General features: G+C 73.5%; 20 protein-coding genes. 10 read left to right on the forward strand and 10 right to left on the reverse strand.

Features of this window, described 5'->3' with window-relative positions:
* Nucleotides 1-3: 3 nt before the first annotated feature.
* Nucleotides 4-1,569 carry a Re/Si-specific NAD(P)(+) transhydrogenase subunit alpha gene (locus ACZ4YY_RS22190; RefSeq protein WP_468292758.1) on the reverse strand — a complete coding sequence of 522 codons (1,566 nt, stop codon included), beginning with the start codon at nt 1,567-1,569 and terminating at the stop codon, nt 4-6.
* A 188-nt stretch (nt 1,570-1,757) separates the two neighbouring features.
* Between ACZ4YY_RS22190 and ACZ4YY_RS22195 the strand changes: the two genes are divergently transcribed.
* The 8 genes from ACZ4YY_RS22195 (at nt 1,758) to hypE (ending at nt 11,081) form a co-directional block, all read left to right on the forward strand.
* Entirely contained in the window at nt 1,758-2,852 is a 1,095-nt protein-coding gene (locus ACZ4YY_RS22195) for a hypothetical protein (RefSeq protein WP_468292761.1), read from the forward strand.
* A 218-nt stretch (nt 2,853-3,070) separates the two neighbouring features.
* Nucleotides 3,071-4,816: a hydrogenase maturation protein gene (locus ACZ4YY_RS22200; protein ID WP_468292764.1), complete on the forward strand. Its 1,746-nt coding sequence runs from the start codon at nt 3,071-3,073 to the stop codon at nt 4,814-4,816.
* Nucleotides 4,813-5,400 carry a hydrogenase maturation protease gene (locus ACZ4YY_RS22205; RefSeq protein WP_468292767.1) on the forward strand — a complete coding sequence of 196 codons (588 nt, stop codon included), beginning with the start codon at nt 4,813-4,815 and terminating at the stop codon, nt 5,398-5,400. The genes ACZ4YY_RS22200 and ACZ4YY_RS22205 overlap by 4 nt, the downstream gene beginning before the upstream one ends.
* A 51-nt stretch (nt 5,401-5,451) precedes the next feature.
* On the forward strand, nt 5,452-6,225 hold the full coding sequence (gene hypB / locus ACZ4YY_RS22210; RefSeq protein ID WP_468292770.1) for a hydrogenase nickel incorporation protein HypB: 774 nt from the start codon (nt 5,452-5,454) through the stop codon (nt 6,223-6,225).
* A complete protein-coding gene (gene hypF, locus ACZ4YY_RS22215; protein WP_468292772.1) occupies nt 6,222-8,555 on the forward strand; it encodes a carbamoyltransferase HypF in 2,334 nt (777 codons plus the stop codon). The genes hypB and hypF overlap by 4 nt, the downstream gene beginning before the upstream one ends.
* Nucleotides 8,556-8,558: 3 nt before the next feature.
* The gene (locus tag ACZ4YY_RS22220; RefSeq protein ID WP_468292775.1) at nt 8,559-8,879 is read left to right on the forward strand and encodes a HypC/HybG/HupF family hydrogenase formation chaperone; all 321 of its coding nucleotides are present in this window, start codon (nt 8,559-8,561) and stop codon (nt 8,877-8,879) included.
* Nucleotides 8,876-10,018, forward strand: coding sequence for a hydrogenase formation protein HypD (hypD, locus tag ACZ4YY_RS22225; RefSeq protein WP_468292778.1), 1,143 nt, complete (start codon nt 8,876-8,878; stop codon nt 10,016-10,018). The genes ACZ4YY_RS22220 and hypD overlap by 4 nt, the downstream gene beginning before the upstream one ends.
* Entirely contained in the window at nt 10,011-11,081 is a 1,071-nt protein-coding gene (gene hypE, locus ACZ4YY_RS22230) for a hydrogenase expression/formation protein HypE (RefSeq protein ID WP_468292780.1), read from the forward strand. Before hypD ends, hypE begins: the two co-directional genes overlap by 8 nt.
* 125 nt (nt 11,082-11,206) lie before the next feature.
* Here hypE and hypA read toward each other — a convergent pair whose 3' ends face one another.
* The 8 genes from hypA to ACZ4YY_RS22270 all read right to left on the reverse strand — a co-directional run bounded on the left by hypA (nt 11,207) and on the right by ACZ4YY_RS22270 (nt 17,804).
* Nucleotides 11,207-11,563: a hydrogenase maturation nickel metallochaperone HypA gene (gene hypA / locus ACZ4YY_RS22235; protein ID WP_468292783.1), complete on the reverse strand. Its 357-nt coding sequence runs from the start codon at nt 11,561-11,563 to the stop codon at nt 11,207-11,209.
* Nucleotides 11,564-11,570: 7 nt separating this feature from the next.
* Entirely contained in the window at nt 11,571-11,771 is a 201-nt protein-coding gene (locus ACZ4YY_RS22240; protein WP_468292785.1) for a hypothetical protein, read from the reverse strand.
* Nucleotides 11,772-11,814: 43 nt separating this feature from the next.
* Nucleotides 11,815-12,021 (reverse strand): hypothetical protein, encoded by a 207-nt coding sequence (locus ACZ4YY_RS22245; RefSeq protein ID WP_468292788.1) that lies wholly within the window; start codon nt 12,019-12,021, stop codon nt 11,815-11,817.
* A gap of 42 nt (nt 12,022-12,063) precedes the next feature.
* Complete coding sequence (locus ACZ4YY_RS22250; protein ID WP_468292791.1) at nt 12,064-12,660, reverse strand: DUF5947 family protein; 597 nt, start codon at nt 12,658-12,660, stop codon at nt 12,064-12,066.
* The gene (locus ACZ4YY_RS22255; protein WP_468292794.1) at nt 12,657-13,205 is read right to left on the reverse strand and encodes a NifU family protein; all 549 of its coding nucleotides are present in this window, start codon (nt 13,203-13,205) and stop codon (nt 12,657-12,659) included. The genes ACZ4YY_RS22250 and ACZ4YY_RS22255 overlap by 4 nt, the downstream gene beginning before the upstream one ends.
* Nucleotides 13,198-14,991 (reverse strand): nickel-dependent hydrogenase large subunit, encoded by a 1,794-nt coding sequence (locus ACZ4YY_RS22260; RefSeq protein WP_468292797.1) that lies wholly within the window; start codon nt 14,989-14,991, stop codon nt 13,198-13,200. Before ACZ4YY_RS22260 ends, ACZ4YY_RS22255 begins: the two co-directional genes overlap by 8 nt.
* A gap of 67 nt (nt 14,992-15,058) precedes the next feature.
* Complete coding sequence (locus tag ACZ4YY_RS22265) at nt 15,059-16,147, reverse strand: NADH-quinone oxidoreductase subunit B family protein (RefSeq protein WP_468292799.1); 1,089 nt, start codon at nt 16,145-16,147, stop codon at nt 15,059-15,061.
* Nucleotide 16,148: 1 nt separating this feature from the next.
* Nucleotides 16,149-17,804 carry a hypothetical protein gene (locus ACZ4YY_RS22270; RefSeq protein ID WP_468292801.1) on the reverse strand — a complete coding sequence of 552 codons (1,656 nt, stop codon included), beginning with the start codon at nt 17,802-17,804 and terminating at the stop codon, nt 16,149-16,151.
* Between the two features lie 561 nt (nt 17,805-18,365).
* Between ACZ4YY_RS22270 and ACZ4YY_RS22275 the strand changes: the two genes are divergently transcribed.
* Nucleotides 18,366-19,553 carry a cytochrome P450 gene (locus tag ACZ4YY_RS22275; protein ID WP_468292803.1) on the forward strand — a complete coding sequence of 396 codons (1,188 nt, stop codon included), beginning with the start codon at nt 18,366-18,368 and terminating at the stop codon, nt 19,551-19,553.
* Between the two features lie 199 nt (nt 19,554-19,752).
* Here ACZ4YY_RS22275 and ACZ4YY_RS22280 read toward each other — a convergent pair whose 3' ends face one another.
* Nucleotides 19,753-20,937, reverse strand: coding sequence for a serine hydrolase domain-containing protein (locus ACZ4YY_RS22280; protein WP_468293226.1), 1,185 nt, complete (start codon nt 20,935-20,937; stop codon nt 19,753-19,755).
* Nucleotides 20,938-21,126: 189 nt separating this feature from the next.
* Here ACZ4YY_RS22280 and ACZ4YY_RS22285 point away from each other — a divergent pair, with 189 nt between their 5' ends.
* Nucleotides 21,127-24,072, forward strand: coding sequence for an AfsR/SARP family transcriptional regulator (locus tag ACZ4YY_RS22285; RefSeq protein ID WP_468292806.1), 2,946 nt, complete (start codon nt 21,127-21,129; stop codon nt 24,070-24,072).
* Nucleotides 24,073-24,193 lie beyond the last annotated feature (121 nt).

Below are 24,193 nucleotides of genomic sequence, written 5' to 3' on the forward strand. Positions count from 1 at the left end.
TGATCAGCCCTTCGAGAACATGCCGAGCATGCGGCGGGTGACGGCGAATCCGCCGAAGATGTTGATGCTCGCCAGCAGGATCGCGGCGAACGACAGCACGGTGACGGCGGTGTTCCCGTGCCCGATCTGCAGCAGCGCGCCGACCACGACGATGCCGGAGACGGCGTTGGTGACCGACATCAGCGGGGTGTGCAGCGCGTGGTGCACGTTGCCGATGACGTAGAACCCGATGACGATCGCGAGGACGAACACCGTGAGGTGGCCGAGCAGTTCGCCCGGTGAGAAGGCGGTCACCAGGAACAGCGCGAGCGCTCCGGCACCGACGAGGGCGTACGAGGACCACGCGGGACGCGCGGGCTTCGCCGGTGCCTGCGCGGCGGGCGGGGCGCCGGCCGCCGCGCCCGTCGGAGCGGGCGCGGCGGAGACCTGCACCGGGGGCGGCGGCCAGGTCTTCTCGCCGTCGCGGACCACGGTCATCGAGCGCTGCACCACGTCGTCGAAGTCGAGGACGAGCCGCCCGTCCTTGCCGGGGGTGAGCAGTCTCATCAGATTGAGGACGTTGGTGCCGTACAGCTGTGAGGCCTGGGCGGGGAGCCTGCCGGGCAGGTCGGTGTAGCCGATGATCGTCACGTCGTTGTCGGTGACGACCGCCTTCCCGGCGACCGTCCCCTCCACGTTGCCCGCCTGGGCGGCGGCCATGTCGACGATCACGCTGCCGGGCCTCATGCGGGCGACGTCCTCGGCGGTGATCAGCTTCGGGGCCGGTCTGCCCGGGACGAGCGCGGTGGTGATGACGATGTCGACGTCGGCGGTCTGCTCGGCGTACAGCCGCGCGGCCAGCCGGTCGTAGTCGTCGGAGGTGGGCCGGGCGTACCCGTCGGAGCCGGCCTGTTGACCGGTCCGCTCGGGCCGCACGTCCAGGAACTCCCCGCCGAGCGAGCGCACCTGCTCGGCGACCTCGGGCCGGGGGTCGGTGGCGCGGACCACGGCGCCGAGGCTGCGGGCCGCGCCGATCGCCGCGAGTCCGGCCACCCCGGCGCCGGCCACCAGCACCTTGGCGGGCGGCACCTTGCCCGCGGCGGTCACCTGTCCGGTGAAGAACCGGCCGAAAGCGTGCGCGGCCTCGACCACGGCCCGGTATCCGGCGATGTTCGCCATCGAGCTGAGGACGTCCAGGGACTGGGCGCGCGAGATGCGCGGGACGGCGTCCATGGCGAGCACGGTGAGGGGCCGCCGCGCCAGCTCGTCGACCAGGTCGGGGTGGAGCGCGGGGCCGATGAGCGAGATCAGCGTCGCCCCGTCGCGCAGCCGGGCGATCTCCTCGGTCGAGGGGCTGTTGACCTTCACCACGATCTCGGCCGGCCAGGGGTCGCCGAGACACGCTCCCGCCTCCTCGTAGGCGGCGTCGGAGAAGCGCGACGACTCCCCCGCTCCCGGTTCGACGACCACCTGGTACCCGAGCGCGACGAGCCCGGCCACGGTGGCCGGCGTCGCCGCCACCCTGGTCTCGCCCGCGGTGGACTCGGCGGGGACTCCGATCCGTCGGGTCGGCGCTTGCGGTGGGACCATCGTCTTCCTCTCCCGTCTCGACGTCATGGCCGACGTCCCGGTGCCGGGCTCGTCCGCCCTGAGGTGCGCGTGCCTGCTCCTTCATCGCTGCCCGGATCCCCCGTGTTTCGACCCCGGTGGGACCACGTCGTCTCGACCCCCGCGCCATTCCCCGGGCGACGCGGCGCCGCGATTCGTAGCGTTCCCCCATGCCTCGAACCGCACCGAGCCGCGCCGACCGCCACCTGATGAACGCGGCCACGGCCTCCGGCCGTCCCGTGAGCGCCGCCCAGCTCGAACGCTGGCGCGGGCACGGTCTGCTCCCCCGCCCGCGGATCGTCCACCTGGGCCGGGCCGGCACCAGGACCGAGTACCCGCCGGGCACCGAGGAGCTGGTGCTCTGTCTCGCCCGGCACGCCGGGCCCCGCCGCAGCGCCGACGACCTGGCACTGCTGGCGTTCTTCGACGGCGCGCCCGTCCCCGAGCCCGCACTCAAACTCGCCCTCGCCCGCACCTACTTCACCGGCCGCTTCACTCATGAGGCCCGGCTGGCACGGGCGGCCGCCGCCGTTCCGGCGGAGTGGAGGAACGAGCTGTCCCCGGAGTACGAGGAGGCGGAGGCGGAGGCCCGCCTGGACCTCGAACGCGGTGGCCGGGCCATCCGGCAGATGCGGGTCAACCTGCGCCGGCTGCCCTCTCTGGCCCGGGCGTCGCGCGCGGAGGTCGACGAGCGGCTGCTCGGCGTGCTCACCGGCCTCAACCTCCCCGAACTCCCGGAGGACGACCTGCCGTTCATGGCCGACCTGGAGGCGGCACTGGCCTTGGACTCGACCGTGGCGGGGGCCGACCTGCTCCCGGTCTGGGAACTGGCCGCCGTCAGCCACGCGTCGCAGATGGCCCGCCGCGAGGAGACCTCGCCCGAGGAGCGACTGGCCCGGATCGTGAACGCCGGCCGGGACGAGCTCGACGCCCTGCGCCACGAGGTGCGCACCGCGTTCGACCAGACCTGGACGCGGGCGACGGGCGGCCGGGAGACCACGGGTGACCTGGACAGGCCGTGGGCCGCCCGTGCCGCCGCCGCCACCTTGGTGGAGTGGATGAGTGCCCGACTCGTGCACCCTGCGGGCTCGTCGCTCGCCGACCGGTACTTCATCGACAGTCTCGGCGACCTGAGGGTGCGCTGTTTCGTCGCCGCCGCCCGCCGCACGGCACAGGGGCAGGCCGACCGGACGGGAGAGGGCAGGGCGGCGTTCGCCGCCCGTACCACCGGAGCGTCCGGACGGCACCGCCGACGGGAGGCGTGACGGCCGCGATCGGCGGCGGGCCCGCGCGAGCGCCCTGCCCGGCCCGGCGCGGGGCGCTCGCCGACGGCGGCCGGCCCGTCCCCCGGCCGGGCAGCGCCACCGATCCGCCTCGAAGCCCGGGTGGACGCGATCCGGACGGAGTAGAGAGCCGACGTAGGCCGGCGAAACGCCGCCGCGGTCCTTCTCGACCCTCCCGAGAACGACGAACATGCCCCGTCATGGACATCTTGCTCGTCGCCACCGCGTTCAACAGCCTGTCCCAGCGCGTGTACGCGGAACTGTCCGCCCAGGGGCACCGCGTGGACGTCGTGCTCGCCTCGCACGGCGCCGATGCGGTCCGGGCCGCCGTACGCGAGGCGCGCCCGGAACTGATCGTCGCTCCGATGCTGAGGACGGCGCTGCCGGAGGACGTGTGGCGGGAGCACACCTGCCTGATCGTGCATCCGGGACCGCCCGGCGACCGCGGCCCGTCGTCGCTGGACTGGGCGATCGCCGAGGGGGCGTCGCGCTGGGGGGTGACGGTGCTCCAGGCGGACGCGGCGATGGACGCGGGCGACGTGTGGGCCTGCGCGTCCTTCCCGGTGCCACCGGTCGGCAAGAGCGACCTGTACCGCAACGAGGTGTCCGACGCCGCCTCGGCCGCCGTGCTGCAGGCGGTGCGGCGCTACGCCGAGGGGTCGTACAAGCCGCGGGCGCAGAACGATCCCGACGTCCGCGTGGTGTGGCGCGACTTCTTCCGCCAGGAACGGCGGCGGATCGACTGGGAGCACGACGACACCGAGACGGTGCTGCGCAGGCTGCGCGGGGCCGACTCGCAACCGGGGGTCCTGGACGAGCTCCTCGGCCGCGAGGTGTTCCTGCACGGCGGGCATCGCGAGGACCGGCTGCGCGGGCGACCCGGCGAGCTGCTGGCGACGCGGGCCGGCGCGGTGTGCCGGGCCACCCGGGACGGCGCGGTGTGGATCCCGGAGCTGCGTCCCCGCAAGAGCTCCGGCGACCCGGCGCCGTTCCGCCGCCCCGCGGCATCCGTGCTGGCGACCTGGCCGGCTCCGTCCGGTGCCGCGGGGAGGGCTCCGGGCTCCGAGGGCGGTCCGCACCGGCTGCCGGAGGACGCCGTGCCGTTCGAGCTGCCCGCGGACCGGGACACCTGGACCGACATCCGCTACCGGCAGGAGGGTGAGGTCGGCTTCCTGGCGTTCTCCTTCCCCGGCGGGGCGATGAGCACCGACCACTGCCGCAGGCTGCTCGCCGCCTACCGCCACGCCCTTGCCCGCCCGACCTCGGTGCTGGTGCTCGGCGGCTGCCGCGACTTCTTCTCCAACGGCATCCACCTGAACGTCATCGAGGCGGCCGCCGACCCCGCGGGCGAGTCCTGGGCCAACCTCAACGCCATGAACGACCTGGTCGAGGCGGTGCTGCGGACCACCGACCGCCTGGTGGTGGCGGCGCTCGGGGGCAACGCGGCGGCCGGCGGCGTCATGCTCGCCCTCGCCGCCGACCAGGTCTGGTGCCGCACGGGCGTCGTCCTCAACCCGCACTACCGGCGCATGGGCCTGTACGGGTCGGAGTACTGGACGTACTCGCTGCCCCGCCGCGTCGGGGACGAGACGGCCCGGCGGCTGACGACCGAGGCGTTGCCGGTGAGCGCCACGACCGCCGCGCGGATCGGACTCGTGGACCGTCTGGTGCCGGTCCCGGCCGCCGCGTTCGCCACCGAGGTCGCGCACCGGGCCGTCGCCCTCGCCGACGACACCGGCCTCCCGCGGCGGATCGCCGCGAAGGCCGCCGCACGCAGGGCGGACGAGGAGCGGCGGCCGCTCGCCGAGTACCGGCGCGACGAACTCGCCCGCATGCGGGCCGTCTTCTTCGATCCCCGGGCCCCGTACCACGCGCTGCGGTCCGCCTTCGTCCGCAAGCTGCCGAGCGGCTCCGCCACTCCCGTGGCCGCCGGGGGTGCGCGATGACGGCGCGACTGCTGGTGGCGGGCGTCGGGAACATCTTCCTCGGGGACGACGCCTTCGGCCCCGAGGTGATCCGCGCCCTCGAGCGGCGCCCGCTGCCGCCGCAGGTGCGGGTGCGGGACTTCGGCATCCGCGGGATGGACCTGGCGTACACGCTGCTGGACGGCTACGACACGGCCGTGCTGGTCGACGCCGCCGTGCGCGGACACCGGCCGGGCACCCTGTCGCTGATCGAGCCGGACCTGCCCGACGGTGCCACGGGTGCCGCCCCGCCCGAGGCGCACGGCATGGACCCGGCGAAGGTGCTGGCCCTGGCCGCCCACCTGGGCGACGAGCCGCTGCCGCGCGTCCTCGTCCTCGCCTGCGAGCCCGGGGTGCTGCCGCGCGGCGACGAGGACATCGCCCCGGGGATCGGCCCCGCCGTGCGGGACGCGGTCGGGCGGGCCGTCACGGCGCTGCACACTCTGGTTCCCGAGCTGCTCGCCGACCCCCGCGCCACCCCCTCGTTGAGCCGCCCGGACGAATCCACCGCCCTGTCGGCAGCCGGGCTCCCGCACACGGTGAGCGGCGGCGGCGAGGATCGGTGACGGACCGGCTCCCCGGTCCGTCACCCCTACCGACCGCAAGGAGCAGCGCCCATGTGCGAGTCCGTGGACGAGCTCACCCAGGCCGTCCTGGCGAAGAACGACGGCCTGGCGGCGAGCCTGCGCGAGGACCTGGCCCGCCGCGGAGTGAGCGTGGTCAACCTTCTGTCGAGCCCGGGCAGCGGCAAGACGGAACTGCTCGGTCGTGTGCTGGCACTGGCGGTGCGGCGGCGCGTCCCGGTGGCCGCTCTCACCGCCGACCTGGCGACCGAGAACGACGCCGACCGGCTCGCCCGTTCGGGGGCGCCGGTCAAGCAGCTGCTGACCGACGGACTGTGTCATCTGGAGGCCCGCCAGCTCCGCGGCCATGTGGAGACCTGGCTGCCGCGGGACACCGAGCTGCTGTTCGTGGAGAACGTCGGCAACCTGGTCTGCCCCGCGGCCTACGACCTCGGTGAGAGCCTGCGGATCGTGCTCATGGCGGTGACGGAGGGCGAGGACAAACCGCTGAAGTACCCCACCGCCTTCGGCTCCGCCCATCTGGTGGTGCTCACCAAGACCGACCTGGCCGGGCCGGCCGGCTTCGACGAGGCCGCCTTCACCGCCCATGTGCAGCGGGTCAACCCCGAGGTGGAGATCGTGCGGTCCTGCGCACGCAGCGGCGACGGCGTGGACACCGTCCTGGAGCGCGTGCTCGCCGTGCGGGACGGGGGACCCGTCCACCGGCCCCCGCTCGCCCCGCACCCCCACACGCACTCGCACTCGCACTCGCACTCGCATGTCCACGAGGACGCCGGTCCCGGTCTCGCGGCCGGCCGCGTCTCGTGACGGCGCCTCTCGCGCAGGCGGTGCGCCGCCGTGTCACCGTGCGCGGCACGGTGCAGGGCGTCGGATTCCGTCCGTTCGTCCACCGCCTGGCCACCGACCTCGCGCTGGCGGGGTACGTGAGCAACACGGCGAGCGGGGTGCTCATCGAGGTGGAGGGGCCGGCCGACGGGGTCGCCCGCTTCTGCGACCGGCTCGCCGCGGAGCCCCCGCCGCTCGCGGCCGTCACCGGCGTCGGCGTCGAGGACCTGCCGGCCACGGGCGCCGACGACGCGTTCACGATCCGCTGCACCGAAGGGTCCCCGGGCCGCACCCAGCTCCCGCCCGACACGGCGACCTGCGCCGACTGTCTGCGGGAGCTGGCCGACCCCGTCGACCGCCGCCACCGGCACCCGTTCGTGACGTGCACCCACTGCGGCCCCCGCTTCACCGTCACCACGGCGATGCCGTACGACCGGGCGGTCACCACCATGGCCGACTTCCCGATGTGCCCCGCCTGCGCGCGGGAGTACGGCGAACCCGGCGACCGCCGCTTCCACGCCCAGCCCGTGGCCTGCCCCGACTGCGGTCCCCGGCTGCGGCTGGTGACCGCCTCCGGCGGCGGGGTCCGACCCGCCCGGGACGCCGACGCCCTCGCGGCGGCCCGGGCGCTGCTGGCCGCCGGTCGGATCGTCGCCGTCAAGGGCCTCGGCGGTTACCACCTGGCGTGCGACGCCACCGACGCCCGGGCCGTCGACGCGCTGCGCACCCGCAAGGCGCGCGGCGGCAGACCGTTCGCGGTGATGTGCGCGGATCTCGACGCGGTGCGGCGGATCGCCGTGCTCTCCCCCGCCGAGCAGGCCGCCCTCACCGGCCCCCGGCGTCCCATCGTCCTGCTGCGGCGGGACGCGCGGCGGGAGGTCCTGGCGCCCGGCGTCTGCGCGGGCAGCCCGCACCTCGGTGTGATGCTGCCGTACACCCCCCTGCACACCCTGCTGTTCGGGCTGCCCGGTGATCCGCCGGGTCCGCGCGCGCTGGTGATGACGAGCGGCAACCGCTCGGGGGAGCCGATCGTCACGGACGACGCGGAGGCGCTGACCCGGCTCAACGGGCTCGCCGACGCCTGGCTCGCCCACGACCGGGCCATCGCCTCGCCGTGCGACGACTCCGTGCTGCGGGTGCGCCGCGACGGCACCGAGCAGGTGCTGCGCCGCTCCCGGGGGTACGTGCCCCGACCGCTGCGCCTGCCCGTCGAGGTGCGGCCCGCGCTCGCCGTCGGGGGCGACCTGAAGAACGCCCTGTGCCTCGGCACGGGCGACCAGGCCTGGTTCGGCCCGCACATCGGCGACCTGGGCGATCTGGCCGGCCTGGAGGCCGCCCGGCGGGCCGAGGCGCGGATGCGGGCACTGACCGGCGTGGACCCCGAGCTCGTCGCCGCCGACCTCCACCCCGGGTACCACTCCGTGCGGTGGGCTCGTCTGCGGGCGGCCGAACTGCCCGGGCGCACCCCCGTGTCGGTCCAGCACCATCACGCGCACATCGTCTCGGCGATGGCCGAGCACGGACTCGACGGCACCACTCCCGTGATCGGCGTCGCGTTCGACGGCACGGGCTACGGCGACGACGGCACCGTCTGGGGCGGTGAGATCCTGCTCGCCGACTACACGGGCTACCGGCGCTTCGCCCACCTCACCCCCGCCCCGCTGCCCGGCGGGGACGCGGGGGTGGCCAACCCGTGCCGTCTGGCACTGGCCCGGCTGTGGGCCGCGGGGGTGCGCTGGGACGCGGACCTGCCCTGTGTCGCCGCCTGCGGGGCCGACGAACTGACGGCACTTCGACGGCAGTTGACGCGTGGGGTGGCCTGTGTGGCGACCTCCAGCATGGGCCGGCTCTTCGACGCGGTGTCGTCCCTCGTCGGCGTGTGCCACCGCGCGGGGTACGAGGCCCAGGCCGCGCTGGAACTAGAGGCCGCGGCCGCCGCGGCCTGGGACGCCGACCGCGCCGCCTACGCCTTCGGGACCGCCGCCGGCGCGTGCGACCCGGCGCCCGTGCTGGGCGCGCTGGTCACCGATCTCCGGCGCGGCACCCCGGCGGCCGTGCTCGCCGCGCGTTTCCACCGGGGCGTGGCACGGGCCGTCGCGGAGATCTGCCGGCGTGCCCGCCACGCCACCGGACTGACCACCGTCGCCCTGAGCGGCGGCGTCTTCGCCAACGCGCTGCTGGAGGAGGAGTGCGCGGCGCTGCTCGGCGGCGACGGCTTCGCCGTTCTGCGCCACGGCGAGGTCCCGCCCAACGACGGCGGGTTGGCCCTCGGCCAGCTGATGGCCGCGGCGCACCGACGACAGGAGGAGTGACCCATGTGTTTGGCAGTGCCCGGCAAGGTCGTGGCCATCGACGACAGCGCCGACCCGCTCACCGGGCTGATCGACTTCGGCGGCGTGCAGAAACGGGCGTGTCTGGAGTACGTGTCCGACGTGCGGGTGGGTGAGTACGTCATCGTGCACGTCGGGTTCGCGCTCCAGCGTCTGGACGAGGAGTCGGCCCTGGCCTCGCTGAAGCTGTTCGAGGAACTGGGGCTGCTGGAGGAGGAGTTCGGGGACGCCTGGGAGCAGGCGGCCAGGGAGGCGGGAGGCGCCGCGGTGGCGGAGCCCCAGGACAGCGGGAGTGACGCACGATGAGGTACATCGACGAGTTCAACGACCCGCAGCTGGCCCGGCGGCTGCTGGACGAGATCCGTGCCACCGCCACCCGGCCATGGGCCCTGATGGAGGTGTGCGGCGGGCAGACCCACTCGATCATCCGGCACGGCATCGACCAACTGCTGCCCGACGAGGTGGAGTTGATCCACGGACCGGGCTGTCCCGTGTGCGTCACCCCGCTGGAGGTCATCGACAAGGCGCTGGATATCGCCGCCCGTCCCGGCGTGATCTTCTGTTCCTTCGGGGACATGCTGCGGGTGCCGGGCACCGACCGCGACCTGTTCCGGGTCAAGGGCGAGGGCGGCGACGTCCGCGTGGTCTACTCGCCGCTCGACGCCCTGGAGCTGGCCCGCCGCCACCCCGACCGGGAGGTCGTCTTCTTCGCCATCGGCTTCGAGACCACCGCCCCCGCCAACGCGATGGCCGTGCACCAGGCGCGCCGCCTCGGCCTGACCAACTTCAGCCTCCTGGTGTCGCACGTGCGGGTGCCCCCGGCCATCGAGGCCATCATGACCGCTCCCGCCTGCCGGGTGCAGGGCTTCCTGGCAGCCGGGCACGTGTGCAGCGTGATGGGCACGGCCGAGTACCCGCGGCTCGCCGAGGAGTACGGCGTGCCGATCGTGGTGACCGGCTTCGAACCGCTGGACATCCTCGAGGGCATCCGCCGGGCGGTGCGTCAGCTGGAGCGCGGTGAGCACCGGGTCGAGAACGCCTACGCGCGTGCCGTGCGCGAGGACGGCAATCCGGCCGCGATGCGCATGATCGAGGAGGTGTTCGAGGTCACCGACCGGGCCTGGCGCGGCATCGGGCCCATTCCGCTGAGCGGCTGGCGGCTGACCGACGCGTTCCGCGCGTACGACGCCGAGCACCGGTTCGGCGTCAGCGGCATCCGTACCGAGGAGCCCGCCGCATGCCGCAGCGGAGAAGTGCTCCAGGGGCTGATCAAGCCGACCGAGTGCGCGGCGTTCGGCACCACCTGCACCCCGCGCACCCCGCTCGGCGCCACCATGGTCTCCAGCGAGGGCGCCTGCGCGGCCTACTACCTGTACCGCCGGATGAACGCCGCGACACCGCAGGCCGCCCCGGCCGCGCGGGAGGAGATGAACCCCGTTGCCTGAACGACTCGCCGCCACGGTCGACCCGGCCGACTGGACCTGCCCCGCCCCCCTGCGCGACCAACCGGTGGTGGTGATGGGGCACGGCGGAGGCGGAGCTCTCTCGGCGGAGCTGATGGAACACGTCTTCGCCCCCGCCTACGGCAACGCCACCCTCGCCGCGCTCACCGACTCCGCCGTCCTCGACCTCGGCGGCGCGCGGCTGGCGTTCTCCACCGACTCCCATGTCGTCAGGCCGCTGTTCTTCCCCGGCGGCAGCCTCGGCGACCTCGCGGTCAACGGCACCGTCAACGACCTGGCGATGAGCGGTGCCCGGCCGGCGTACCTCTCCGCCGCCTTCGTGCTGGAGGAGGGCGTGGAGCTGTCCGTCGTCGAACGGATCGCCCGCGCCATGGGCGCGGCGGCCGAGGCGGCCGGGGTCACGATCGCCACCGGTGACACCAAGGTGGTGGAGTCCGGTCACGGCGACGGGGTGTACGTCACCACCGCCGGAGTGGGGCTGGTGCCCGACGGTGTGGACATCCGGCCCCAGCGTGCGCGGCCCGGTGACGTCATCGTCGTCAGCGGGCCCATCGGCCTGCACGGTGTGGCCGTGATGAGCCTGCGGGAGGGCCTGGAGTTCGGCGTGGAGGTCGCCAGCGACACCGCTCCGCTGGCGGACCTGGTGGCGGCCATGCTCGCCGTCACCCGCGACCTCCACGTGCTGCGCGATCCCACGCGGGGCGGCCTGGCCGCGTCCCTCAACGAGATCGCCCGCGCCTCCGGCACCGGTGTGCGGCTGCGGGAGCGTGCCGTTCCGGTGCCGGACGCGGTGGCGAACGCCTGCGGGTTCCTCGGACTCGACCCGCTCTACGTGGCCAACGAGGGCCGGCTGGTCGCCTTCGTGCCCCCGGCGGTGGCCGAGGAGGTCCTCGCGGCGATGCGCGCCCATCCGCAGGGCGCGGGGGCGACGGTGATCGGCGAGTGCGTCGCCGACCATCCGGGCATGGTCGTGGTCTCCACCGGGCTCGGCGGCACCAGGATCGTGGACCTGCCGCTCGGGGAGCAGTTGCCGCGCATCTGCTGAGCGCCGCGGCACATCCGCAGATCACGGCGTCGGCTCGCTCGCGGCGATGCGGCCGGGGGCGCGCCGATCCGGATGCGGGCGCGGGGGGGCCCCGCCGACCGACACGTCGACGGGGCCCCCTCGCGCTAGGCCGGGGCCGGTACCGGCTCGATCCCGGTGATCTCCAGTTCCCGGCCGGTGCGCAGCTCGGTGGACGGGCGGTCGCAGCGCGGGCACCAGAAGAACGGCGGCATGCCCACCGCGAACTCCTCGGCGCACGGGTCGCAGTAGGCCTGTGCGGGAACCTGTTCGACCACGAGCCGTGCCGCCGCGAGGGCGGTGCCGTCACGGGCCACCTCGAAGGCGAAGCTCAGGGCGTCGGGAACGACCCCGGCCAGCTCGCCGACCCGGACAGTCACCGCGGAGACGGCGTCCGTCCCGCCCGTCCGGGCCAGCTCGTCGGCCCGCTCGATGATCGCGGTCGCGATCGACAACTCGTGCACGGCCGGCTCACGGGTACCGGTGGCCCGCGCGGAAACCGCCGGCCATCCGCCAGAGCCGTGCTTCCCGGCGCAGGCTCGGGAACTCCCAGAACAGCAGCGCCAGTGCCAGGCCGCCCACCAGGGCGGCCTCGGCCTTCAGCACCCGCCGCCCGCTCATACCGGTCGCGCTGCCTCCGGCAGCCGACCATCGTGCTCGTTCGATCCTCATGTCGGCGACTCCCTGCTGTCTCTCATCGACTCCCCGCCGTTCCTCATCCGGGCGAGATGTTCGGCATGGTCTCCACGAGGGCGTCATGCCGCTTCCAGTGGATCCCGGTGGAGCGGCGCGCGTCGGCGGTGCCGTCCTCGTGGTGTCCCTTCTGATCCTCGCGCGGTCCCTTGTTGCCCTGGTGCATGCCGGCGACGTGCCGGGGCGTGTCGGGCTTCGCCTGGGGCCGGCCCACTCTGATGCTGCCCATGGGGTGCTCTCCTTCCTCGCCTCCGACCTGCGGAGTGCGTGGCTACGGCCGCTCGGTGAGGTCCTCGAAGAACTGCTCGACGGCCGGCCAGATCCGGCCACCGCCGGACAGGCCGCGCCACTCCCGGCGGACCACGGCGACCATGCGGTAACAGTCGTCGATCGGGACGATCCAGTGGTGGTCGAGGCCGTGGACGGTGTTCACCAGCAGTGCCTCCACCTCGGGTTCCACGGTCGCGAGCTGCGCAACCGCGCCGGACAGCTCCTGCCAGGCCGACGCGTCCACCTCCCACCGCATGGCTCCCGCGGGGCTGGGGCCCTGGGCGGTGACGGTGCCGTCCGCCCGGGGCACGAAGAAGACCAGGCCGACCGGTACGCCGAGCACGGCCGTGTCGACCTTCGGCAGCCGGACCCGGCGCCGGGGCACGAGCCGGTACTGGCCGTCCCCCGCCGCCGCGTCGGCGAACAGCACCGAGCAGGGGCCGCAGGCGCAGCGCACCTCCTCCTGGCCGGTGGCGTACAGGTGGGCGTGCTCGTCGGCGACCGGTGCGGCGCACAGGTCGCACACCTCCCGCTCGTCCGCCGCCGTGCGGTCGGCCGAGGAGCGGATGAGGCGGGCCAGTGCCCCCTCGGTGGTCACGGTGCGCTCCGGTGCGTCAGCGTGGCCAGCGGGACGAAGGCCGGGGCCGTCTCGGTCAGGGGTTCCACCCCCGTCAGCTCGGGCGCCGCGGCGAGCACCGCAGCGCGGACGGCGTCGGTGACCTCGGCGCCTTTGCTGCCGCAGCCGGACCCGCACCCGCCGCCTTTCGCCAGACGGACCCGGGCGACCTGCCCCTCCACCCCGGCCCACTCCACGTCGCCGCCGCGTTCGCGCACGGCGGGCCGCAGCCGTTCGACCGCGCGGGCCGCCCGGCGTTCGGCGGGCTCGGGGTGGATGTCGTGCAGCACCAGCAGGTGGCCCACGAGTTCGTCGTCGGCCAGGCGCTCGACCAGTGGCCCGTCGGCGTGGTCGAGGACCCGGGCGAGTGCCTCGCCGTAGACCTCGGTCAGCAGCCGTACCGCATCGGTCGCGGAGCGGGTGGTGGGGCCGGGCGCGGACTGGAGGCCCTCCAGCAGGTCGTCGAGCCGGGCGAGCCGGGCCTCCACCTCCGGGTCAGCCAGCCGTGCGGTGCCGGCCTCAGCCATGGTTGGCCCCGTACGTCGGCGAGTGCAGGGTGGTCAGCGTCTTGCCCTTGCCGACGTACATGTGCACTCCGCACGGCAGGCACGGGTCGAAGCTGCGGACCGTGCGCATGATGTCGACGCCCTTGAAGTCGTCCGGCCCGTTCTCCTCGAAAATGGGCTGGCCCTGGACGGCGTCCTCGTAGGGTCCCGGGGTGCCGTAGATGTCGCGGGGGCTGGCGTTCCAGGGGGTGGGCGGGTAGGGGTGGTAGTTGGCGATCTTCTTGTCCTTGATCACCAGGTGGTGCGAGAGGACGCCGCGCACCGCCTCGTGGAAGCCGCAGCCGATCGCCTCGTCGGGCACCTCGTAGTTCTCGAACACCTTGGTCTCGCCGGCGCGCACCATGCCCATGGCCTCTTCCAGGAACTGCAGGGCCATCGCGGCGGCGTAGGCGACGAAGTACGGCCGGGCGCGGTCGCGTTCGATGGTGTTGCTCCACTGCGGGATGCGCCACTCCAGGGTCGTCTCCGGCAGTTTCTCGCCCTTGGGGAGCGAGATGCGCACGCTGGTGCCGGTGGCCTTGACGTAGGGGGTGTCGACCAGGCCGCTCAGCGCGGTCGTCCACAGCCGGGCGAGGGGGCCGCCGCCGGTGTCGAGGGCGAGGTGCTGGTCGGTCCGCTTGTCGTACCACCGCGGGCTCATCACCCAGCTGTACTTGTCGTCGAAGTCGCGCTTCTGCGGCACCGGGACGGTCGTCTGGTTCCACGGGTGGCGCATGTCGACGGGGTTGCCGAGCGGGTCGTGGGTGACGAAGGGCTGCTCGTTGACCCAGTCCTCGTAGTACGAGCTGCCGAGCATGATGCGCAGGCCCAGGTTGATGTCGACGAGGTTGTTGGTGACCAGTTCGCCGTCGACGACGATGCCCGGGGTGACGTACATCGCCTTGCCCCAGGAGTTCATCGTCTCGTAGCGGTAGTCGACGACCTTGGGGTCCTGGAAGGCGCCCCAGCAGCCCAGCAGGACGCGGCGGCGGCCGACCTCCTCGTAGCCGGGCAGCGCCTCGTAGAAGAAGTCGAAGACGTCGTCGTTCATGGCGACGGCCTTCTTCACGAAGTCGATGACCCGCATGAGCCGGCTGAGGTAGTCGGTGAAGGCGGTCGGCTGCGGCATCGTGCCGACACCGCCGGGGTACAGCGTGGACGGGTGGACATGCCGCCCCTCCATCAGGCAGAACATCTCGCGGGTGACCCGGCTGACCTTCAGGGCCTCCTTGTAGACCTCGCCCTCGAAGGGGTTGAAGGCCCGCATGATGTCGGCGATCGTGCGGTAGCCGTGGATGTCGCCGTGGGGGGCCTCGGTGCGTTCGGCGCGGGCCAGCACCCCGGGGTTGGTGGCCTTGACCATCGCCTCGCAGAAGTCCACGAAGACCAGGTTGTCCTGGAAGATCGTGTGGTCGAACATGTACTCGGCCGCTTCGCCGAGGTTGACGATGTGCTCGGCCAGCGGGGGCGGTTTGACGCCGTAGGCCATCTGCTGGGCGTAGTCGGAGCAGGTGGTGTGGTTGTCGCCGCAGATGCCGCAGATCCGGGACGTGATGAAGCCCGCGTCGCGCGGGTCCTTCCCCTTCATGAACACCGAGTAGCCGCGGAACAGCGACGAGGTGCTGTGGCATTCGACGACTTCCCGGTTGGCGAAGTCGATCTTCGTGTAGATGCCCAGGTTCCCGATGATGCGGGTGATCGGATCCCAGGACATGTCCACGAGCTGTGGCGGCTTGCGGTCCGTGGGCCGGGCCTCGGTGGTGGTCATCTGCGGTACTGCCCCTCGCTGTCGGTGTTCCGTGGGTGGTGGGTGCCGGGGTGCGGGTCGCGCGGCATCAGGGCCGCCAGCGCGGGTCGTAGCCGCTGGTCAGCTTCCGCTTGTTGTGGCGCCACCGGGGCTCGTGGTTGACCAGCTCGTTGGTCATGCCGCGCAGCCTGCGGATGACGGCCCCGTACGGTTTGATGACCAGGGACGACAGGGTGCTGCCGGGGGGCTCGTCCATGAACGGCATGAACGCGTCGGGGAAGCCGGGCATCGTGCAGCCGATGCAGATGCCGCCGACGTTCGGGCAGCCGCCGAGGCCACCCATCCAGCCGCGCTTGGGCACGTTGCAGTTCACGACGGGTCCCCAACAGCCGGTCTTCACCAGGCACTTGGGGGAGTTGTAGTCCTTGGCGAAGTTGGCCTGCTCGTAGTACGAGCCGCGGTCGCAGCCCTCGTGCACCGTCTTGCCGAACAGCCACTGCGGGCGCAGCATGTGGTCCAGCGGGGGCGGCGGAGCGGAGCCGGCCGCGTGGTAGAGGACCCAGACGAGGGTCTCCATGAAGTTCTCGGGCTGGATCGGGCAGCCGGGAACGTTGACGATCGGCAGGCCGCCCAGGGAGGTGAAGTCCCACCCCAGGTAGTCGGCGAGGCCCATGCAGCCGGTCGGGTTGCCGGCCATCGCGTGGATGCCGCCGAAGGTGGCGCAGGTGCCGGCGGCGACCACCGCCCAGGCCTTGGGGGCCAGCTGGTCGATCCACCAGTTCAGGGTCTGCGGTTCGCCGGTCTCGGGGTCGTTGCCGAAGGACGTCCAGTAGCCGTCGCCCTCGATGATGTTCTGGTTGGGGACCGAGCCCTCGATGACGAGGATGAACGGGGCCAGCTCGCCGCGTACCGCGGCCCGGTAGGGGGCGAGGAAGTCCTCGCCGCCCAGACTCGGTGAGAGCACCTTGTTGACCAGGTTCACCTTCGGCAGGCCCGGGATCAGGCCGAGCACCAGGTCCTCGATGGAGGGCTGGTCGGCGGCGGTCAGCGACACGGTGTCGCCGTCGCAGCTCATGCCCTCGGAGATCCAGAGGATGTGGATCTCGTCGAAGCCCTGCCGGTCCTCGGCGCGGCTGGGTTCTTTGCTCACTTCGGCGGTACTGCTGTCTGTCGTCATGTCATCGGCCTCCGCTGCAGTGGGTCTCGGAGTCGGTCGTGTGCCGCGCGGGAACTGCGGCGGGAGCCGGTGTCAGCGGCTCGTCCGGGGATCCGGCGGGCTCGAGTGGCTCGAGCTCGTCGGGCCGGAAGTAGTGGAAGCGGCCGTACCAGGTGTGCAGTTCGGACGCGGGATCGTCGTCGAGGGTCACGGCGAGGTGCACGCTGCCGTCCACGTCGTGGAAGACGGCGGCGACCTCGGCGGTCCGCCCCGCCAGGAACATGTCCTGGGCGTCGGCACCCCGTGCGCGCGGCCGCAGCAGCACGCGCCGGCCGCGGCCGACGGCCACACCGCCGACGACCACCGTGTCCGCGACCGGGGACAACCCGTCGTCTCCCCCTTCCCGCCACCACGCGGGGCGGCCGGGGTCGGCGGGGCGCATGCCGTCGGCGGAGTCGGGAGCACCGGGGGCGGGGGCAGCGCCCGATGCGCGGGTGGCGGCGCCGCGAGCGGCGGCGGGGGTGGGCGCACCGGTGGTGTGGCCGTCGTCGGCGGGCGGCGACGTCACCGGGGCAAGGGAGCGGACCGCGCCGTGCAGGCGGGCGAAGACCTCCGGGGGCATGCTGTCGACTCGGTCGAGGATCGCCGCGGCCCGTGGGTCGGTGGCGCGGGCCTCGTGTTTCTCCTCGTCGGTCAGCAGCATCGTCCGCAACGTCAGGATCTCGTCGATCTCCGCCGCGTCGTGCAGGTCACCGGGGCTCTCCGGAGCGACCTGGGGGTGGTCGGGCAGGATGATCGGCGCCGACAGCAGGACCCGGGCGGGTCCGCCGTCCTCGCCGCCGAGGACGGGGAAGGTGAACTCGTTCCGGCAGGCGCTCGCGTGGGCGCGCAGACCGGCGGGCGGGTCGATCAGCGAGACGAACTCCACGCCCTCACCGCCGACGAGCGTGTGGGTGGCGATGAGCGCGGCGCGCAGCGCCTCGTCGCGGGAGGCACGCGGGTCCGGCGCGGTTCCGGTGTTCGTGGTGCGCACGCGGAGCCGGTACAGGTCCGGCGCGAGCCGTTCGGCGGTGACGGCGGTGCTCGCCCGCACCTCCTCGCGGCGCCGCACCACGCGCCCGGCGCGTCCCGGCAGCGGCTCGACGTCCTCGCCGGCCGCCGACCCCACCGCGACGGTGTGCTCCGCCCGCAGGAGGTCGTCCAGCGGGACCGCGAGGTCCACCTCGCGCGGCACCGCCTCGTCGAAGGTGAGGTGCACCGTGCCGTCGTCGGTCCGCAGCGACTCGACGGCGCGGTGCCCGCCGTCCCGGCCGGACTCCTCGACCTGCTTGCGCTGCATCTGCAGGTACCGGACCCTCACGCGCACGGAAGCGCCGGGCCCCCGGGTCCGCAGCAGACACTCGGTCTGCTGGTACCAGGAGTCGGCGGAACCGGACAGACCGGGGACGACAGGGCCGTCCGACTCCACCCAGTCTCGGGGGAACAGCACCCCGAACTGCCAGCGGACCCGGTTCTTGGCGGAGGACCGACGGTAGGGGTAGAGGAGGTAACCCTCGTACAGGACGGCGTCCGCGACGGCGCTCACCAGCTCGACATCGCCCGGGGACGAGTCCGGCGGCCGCGTGCCGCCGCTCACGGCAGCGCACGTCGTGCCCCGCTCCACCCGTCCCTGCGCCATCCCTGCCTCCTCGTCTCCGGCTCCCTGTGCGGCCGATCTCTTCCACCACGTTCACACCGCTCACCCACTCTCGCCTCCTCCGGCGCATCCTCAGTGGGCCGTTCAGGTGGTGACGCGGGTGACGGTCCCGTGCCGAGGGCGCCGCGCGGGAGCACGGCGGGCCGGCCGCCCCCGTGCAGGACCACGCGCACCCGGGCCGCCCCGCGTCGGGCCGGCGGCAGCGGCGCCGGGATCGCGGACGCGACGGGCGCGCACTCCCGTGCGGGTCATGTCGTCACCGCGGGTCGTGTCGGCAGTTGCGGCGACGACCGGCACGGGCCGCTCCGGCCAAGCCGCGAGCCGGGCCGCAGCGCCCCGGGGGGCGAAGTGCGGGGAGCGGTTTTGCGACGACGTTCCCGGAGCAAGATCAGAAAGATGTTCGGCGAACAGGGAAGCGAAGGTGGGAGACATGACCTCCCCCACCGGCGTGGCCGTGGTCGCCGCGAACGCCAGATCCGGGCCGGCCGGGCCGGCCGTCGGCCGTGCATCTCGGTCTCGCCGGACCCCGCTGAGGAGGAACCCGTGGCCGTCGCACCCACGACAGAGATCGACATGTTCGCCACCTCGGACCAGCGCACGCGCTACGAGCAGTACCGACACCTGCGGGAGCTGGGTGCCGTCGTCCGGCTGCGCGATCCGGACGTGTACGCGGTCACGCGGTACGACGAGGTGAAGGCCGCGCTGGCCGATCACGGCACCTTCGTCTCCGGCGAGGGCGTGGGCTTCAATCCCGCCGTGAACCAGATCATGCGGGGCGTCACGCTCGTCAGCGACCCGCCGGAACACGGCCTGCTGCGTTCCGTCGTCGGGGCCGGCCTGCGGCCGGGCGCCCTGCGCGGCCGCCGGGAGGAGATCGCCCGCAAGGCGCGCGACCTCGTCGCCGACGTCGTCGCCCGGGGCGAGATCGACGGCGTCGCCGAGCTGGCCCAGGCGCTGCCGATGCTGGTCATACCCGACCTGCTCGGACTGCCCGACCGCAACCGTGAGCACCTCTACGCGTGGGGACAGGTCGGCAACGACCTTCTGGGCCCGGTCACGGAACGCACCCCGCACAACATGGAGATGACGCAGCGCCTGTTCGCGTTCGCCCACGAGCTCGCGCAGAACAGGGAGCTCGCACCGGGAAGCCCCGGAGCCGCCATGCTCGAGGCCGCCGATCAGGGTGTCATCCCCAAGGAGAAGTGCCCGCTGCTTCTCGTCGACTTCATCGGCCCGTCGCTGGAGACGACGGCCGCGGTGATCGGCCATCTGCTCGTCGTCTTCGCCGAGCGTCCGGACCAGTGGGCCGCTCTGCGCGCCGAGCCCGGGCTCGTGGGCTCGACAGTCAACGAACTCCTCCGGTTCGAGAGTCCGGTGCGGGGCCTCACCCGCGTCGCGGCCAGGGACACGGAGCTCGCGGGGGTGGCGATCCCGCAGGGTGCCCGGGTGTGGGCCCTGTTCGCCTCCGCCAACCGCGACGAGCGCAAGTGGGAGCGCGCGGACGAGTTCGACGTCCGGCGCAACCCGGTCGACCACCTCGGGTTCGGACACGGCGCGCACAACTGCGTCGGCCAGGGCGTCGCCCGTCTCGAGTTGCACTCCCTGATCCACGCGCTTCTCGATCGCGTCGAGCGCGTGGAGTTCACCGGTGAGCCGGTGATCGCGGAGAACACCCTGCTGAACACCTACGCCGAGGTCCCCGTCCGACTCGTCGCGCGCCGCACGGCCTGAGGGCTCCGAACAAGAGGGGAGGCCGATCAGGTCGCGGCGTCCGGTGCGTGCGATCGCAAGGGCCGCCGTCCTCGTGGACCCGGCGAGGCGTCCCGTCGGGCGCTCCGCGCGGGTCGGTACCGGGGAGCGCGGTTGGCGGAAGGGTGCCCCGACCGACGTCAGGGCACCGCACCGGCGGGGAAGGCGTACCGGCCCGACGTCAGCCGGTCGCCGAAGCGGGCGGGCAGAACTCGGCAGAGACGACGTTCTTGCCGCCGCCGACCCAGTCGCCGTTGAAGTTCAGGGCGATCATGTGCCGGCCGTCCTTGGTGCCGAAGGCCTGTGTCGAGGAGCCGTGGATACCGCCGGAGTGGCCGAACACCTTGATCCCGCAGCTCGTCTCGTACTCGATGAGACCCAGGCCGTAGCGCTGGCGCGGCAGGTTGCCCTCGGTCGAGACCATCGTCGTCATCTGCCGGAGCTGCGCGGGGCGCAGCAGTCTGCCGCTGAGGAGGGCGGTGTAGAAGCGGTTGAGGTCGGCGGAGTTGGTGACCATCTCGCCCGCCGCCCAGGCCCAGGAGGGGTTGAGCTCGGTCACGTCGTAGGTCTTCCCCGGGTCCTCCGTGAAGGTGGAGTAGTGCCGGGTGGGCGCGGGCACGTGCGGGTCGGTGCCGGGGAAGTACGTGGCGCGCAGGGCGAGCGGCCCGGTGATGCGCCGCCCGATCTCCTCGGCGTAGGGCCTGCCGGTCAGCTTCTCGATGATCAGCCCCAGCAGGAGGTAGTTGGTGTTGGAGTACTTCCAGGAGGTGCCGGGCTCGAACTGAGGCGGGTTGCGCAGGGCGAGGGCGATGACCTGCTGCGGGGTCCAGTCGTCGTACCGGGACTCGAGGAAGTCGATGCCCAGCACCTTCTTCGAGAACGCGGCGTCCTCGGTGAAGTTGAAGATGCCGCTGGTGTGGTTCATCAGCTGACGGACCGTGATCCTCGTGCCGTCGTGGCCGTTGCCCCGCACCAGGCCGGGCAGATAGTGGTCGACGGTGGCGTCGAGATCGGCCCTCCCTTCCGCCTGGAGCTGGAGCATGACGGTCGCCACCAGCGTCTTGGTGACGCTCCCCGCGCGAAACCGGTCGCCGTTGCCGCGGGTCCGCTGCGTGGAGAGGTCGGCGACGCCCGAGGCGCCCTTCCACACCCCGTGGGTGTCGCGCACCTCGGCCACCACCCCCGGCACGCCCGCGGCGACGGCCGCGTCCATGGCGGCCCGGGTGGCAGCGTGCCGGGACTCCCGCGTCTTGGCGGCGGTGGCCGTGCCGTCGGCCGCGGCCGCCGGGGTCGTGAGCACGGCTGCTCCTGCCGCTGCGATCGCTGTCACGCCCACCAGCGTCGTCCGTATCCGGCGTGTCGACATGTGCACCAGCCCTTCCTCGTGTGCGGGACGGGCATCGTGCCGACCGCGTCCAACCGGCCGCCAACACCGCGCCAACGGCGATGAGGTGACCGCTTTGAACCCTGACCGGTGCTGAACAAAAATGATGTTCTTCGGTCGACGCCGGACATGCGGTGTTCTGGGGCACGACGCCAGGGGGAAGGGGGGGCGGTGAGGTTCGCGGTACTGGGATCACTCACGGCGGTCGACGACGACGGTGTGGCCGTCGCCCTCGGCGGGCCGAAGCCCCGCTCGCTGCTCGCCGCGCTGCTGCTGGAGCCCAACCGCACGGTGCCGCTGGACACGGTGATGACGGTGCTGTGGGGCGAGGGGCCACCGCCGACGGCCACCGCCTCGCTGCACAACCACGTCGCCCGGCTGCGGCGAAGCCTGCGCGACGTCGGCGGCACGCGCCTGCGCACCATGCCCCACGGTCTCTCGATGCGGGTGCGAGAGGGCGAGTTGGACCGTGAGGTGTTCGAAGAGCGGGTACGTCGAGCGCGGGAGGCCCGCCGACGGGAGGACTGGGGGGCGGTGGAGCAGGCGGCCGGTGCCGCCCTGGCCCTGTGGCACGGCACACCGTTCGCCGATGTGCCCGCCCTCACCGACCACCCCGTCGTGTCGTTCCTCCAGGAGCAACGGTTGCAGGCACTCGAATGCCGCTTCGAGGCTCTGCTGCGCCTGGACCGCCTCGACGGGCTCGCCGCCGAACTGGGCGTCCTCGTCAAGGAGCATCCGTTCCGGGAAGCGCTGCACCGGCAGCTGATCCTCGTCCTCGGCCGCACGGACCGCCGGGCCGAGGCGCTGGCGCTCTTCCGCTCGCTGCGCCGGACCCTGGTCGAGGAACTCGGGGTGGAGCCCGGACCCGCCGTCCAGGACGCCCACCGTGAGGTGCTCCGCAGCGCCCCGCACCGCGCGTCACCCCTCGCCACGACCGGCACCCCGGCGGTTCCCGCGGCGCGGACGCCCCCGAGGCCGGCGCAGCTTCCGGCGCCGCCCGGCGACTTCGTCGGCCGTGCCGAGCACATCGCCGGGATCCGCGGCGCGCTGGGGTCCGGCCGCGACCGCACCGCGCTCGCCGTGATCAGCGGAATGCCGGGCGTCGGGAAGACGGGCCTCGCCCTGCACGTCGCGGAAGGGCTCAGGCACGAGTTCCCCGACGGTCAGCTCTACCTGAACCTGCACGGGGCCACACCCGGCGTGGCCCCCCTCGAACCCGCCGACGCCCTCGCCGTCCTCCTGCACGGCCTCGGCGTGGACGCCCGGCGGATCCCGGGCGACGTGGGCGCCGCCTCCGCGCTGCTGCGCTCCGTGCTCGCCCCCACCCGAACGCTGCTCGTCCTCGACGACGCGGCGTCGGTGAGTCAGGTACGTCCGCTGCTGCCGGCCGGGCCCGGCTGCGCCGTACTGCTGACCAGCAGACGGCGGCTGGCCGCCCTGGAGGCCTCCACGCACGTCCGGCTCGAGCCGCTCTCACCACGGGACGGCGCCCTCCTGCTGGAGCGGGCCTCGGGCCGGTCCTGGGCCGCGTCCGACGCCGGACCGGTCGACCGGCTCGTGGCCCTGTGCGGCCACCTGCCCCTGGCGCTGCGGATCTCCGCGGCCCGGCTGAGGAGCCGGCGGACCCTGCCGGTGGAGGCACTGGTGGAACGCCTCGCCCGGCAGGAGGACCGCCTGGACCACCTCGAACTGGAGGACCTCAGCGTGCGCCGCTCCCTGGTGGCGGCCCATGAGGCGCTCGAGGGCTCGGGCGACCCGCACGACGGTGACGCCGCTGCGGCCCTGGTCCTCATCGGTGCGCTGGACCTGCCCGAGTACGGGGCACCCCTGCTGGCCACCGCCATGGACCGCACGGAGCGGAGCGCCGAGAAGACCCTGGACCGCCTGGCGGAGGTGGCGCTGCTCCAGGAGGTGTGCTGGGGCCGATACGCCCCGCACGACCTGGTCCGTGACTTCGCCCGGGAACTCGCCGGGCGGCCCGGTGAGCAGGCCCGGAACGCGGAAGCCGTCGAACGGGCCCTGGGCTGGTACGAGGAGCGGCTGGCGCACTGTGCCGCGGCCCTGCGGCCGAACCCCGGGCGGGCGCTCGAGCACCTACGGCACCCCGGAGCCGGGACCGGGACGGTCTTCGCCGACACCGCGGCGGCGCTGGCCTGGGGTGACGCGGAAGCGGCGAACCTGCTGTTCCTGGCGGGCTCCGGTGCGGGCGGGCGCCTGGGCCCGACGCGCACCCTGGACCTGATCCACTCCCTGTTCCCCTACCTGCACGACCGCGGCCGGGCGCGGGACCTCGAACGCCTGACGCGGCACGCCGTCACCCTGGCCAGGTCCAGCGGCAACACCGCGGCCGAAGGGCGGGCGCTGGGCCATCTCGCCTCCGCGCACTACTCGGCCGGACACGTCCGGCAGGCCCTGCTGATCCTCGACGAAGCGGTGGAGCTCAGCGAGCACCTTGCCGACGACATGGCCCGGATGCGTCACCTCGGCAACCGGGCCGCACTGCTGCGTGAGCTCGGCCGGGCCGCCGATGCCCGGGCGACGTTGGCACGGTGTCTCGCCCTGCGCCCGGACCACCTCACCCCCGGCGAGGAGGCGTTGCTCCTCGGGCACCAGGGGTACGTGGCCGAGCTCACCGACCTGCGCTCGGCCGTCGCGTACCACCTGCGCAGCAGGGAACTCGCGCGGAAGGCCGGCAGCGTCGTGATCGAGCAGGTCGCCCTGTGCAACACGGGCCGTGCGCTCCTGGGCCTCGGCGAGCCCGCCGGGGCCCTGCGGAGCTTCGAGGAGGCGTTGCGCGTCATGGCGGGCGGCACGGCGCACTGGAACGCGGAGCGGGAGACGCGCCTCGGCCGGGCCCAGGCCCTGCGCGCGCTGGGCCGCGTCGGGGAGGCCCGGGACGCGTGCGCCGCGCTGCTCGGGGAGGCCGCCGCGCGCGGCGACTCCTACGGTCGGGGTCTGGCCGAGCACGAGTTCGGGCACGTCCTGCGAGCGCTCGGAGACGATGGGGCGGCGCGTGGCCGATGGAGCAGCGCGCTGTCCGCCCTGGAGGGAACGGACGCGCGGATACTCACCGACCTGCGTGCCCTGACGGAACCGCCGGGCGCGGCCGGGGGCTGACCCGGCCCGAGGGCGGCGCCGGCGACGGGTGGCGGTACGAGTTCCCGGCCGTTTCCTCGACGGTTCGTCGTCGGGAGGGGCCGGGACCGTCGTCGGGAGCCAGGACCGTCGTCGGGAGCCG

The organism is Streptomyces sp. NPDC030143, assembly GCF_055573695.1.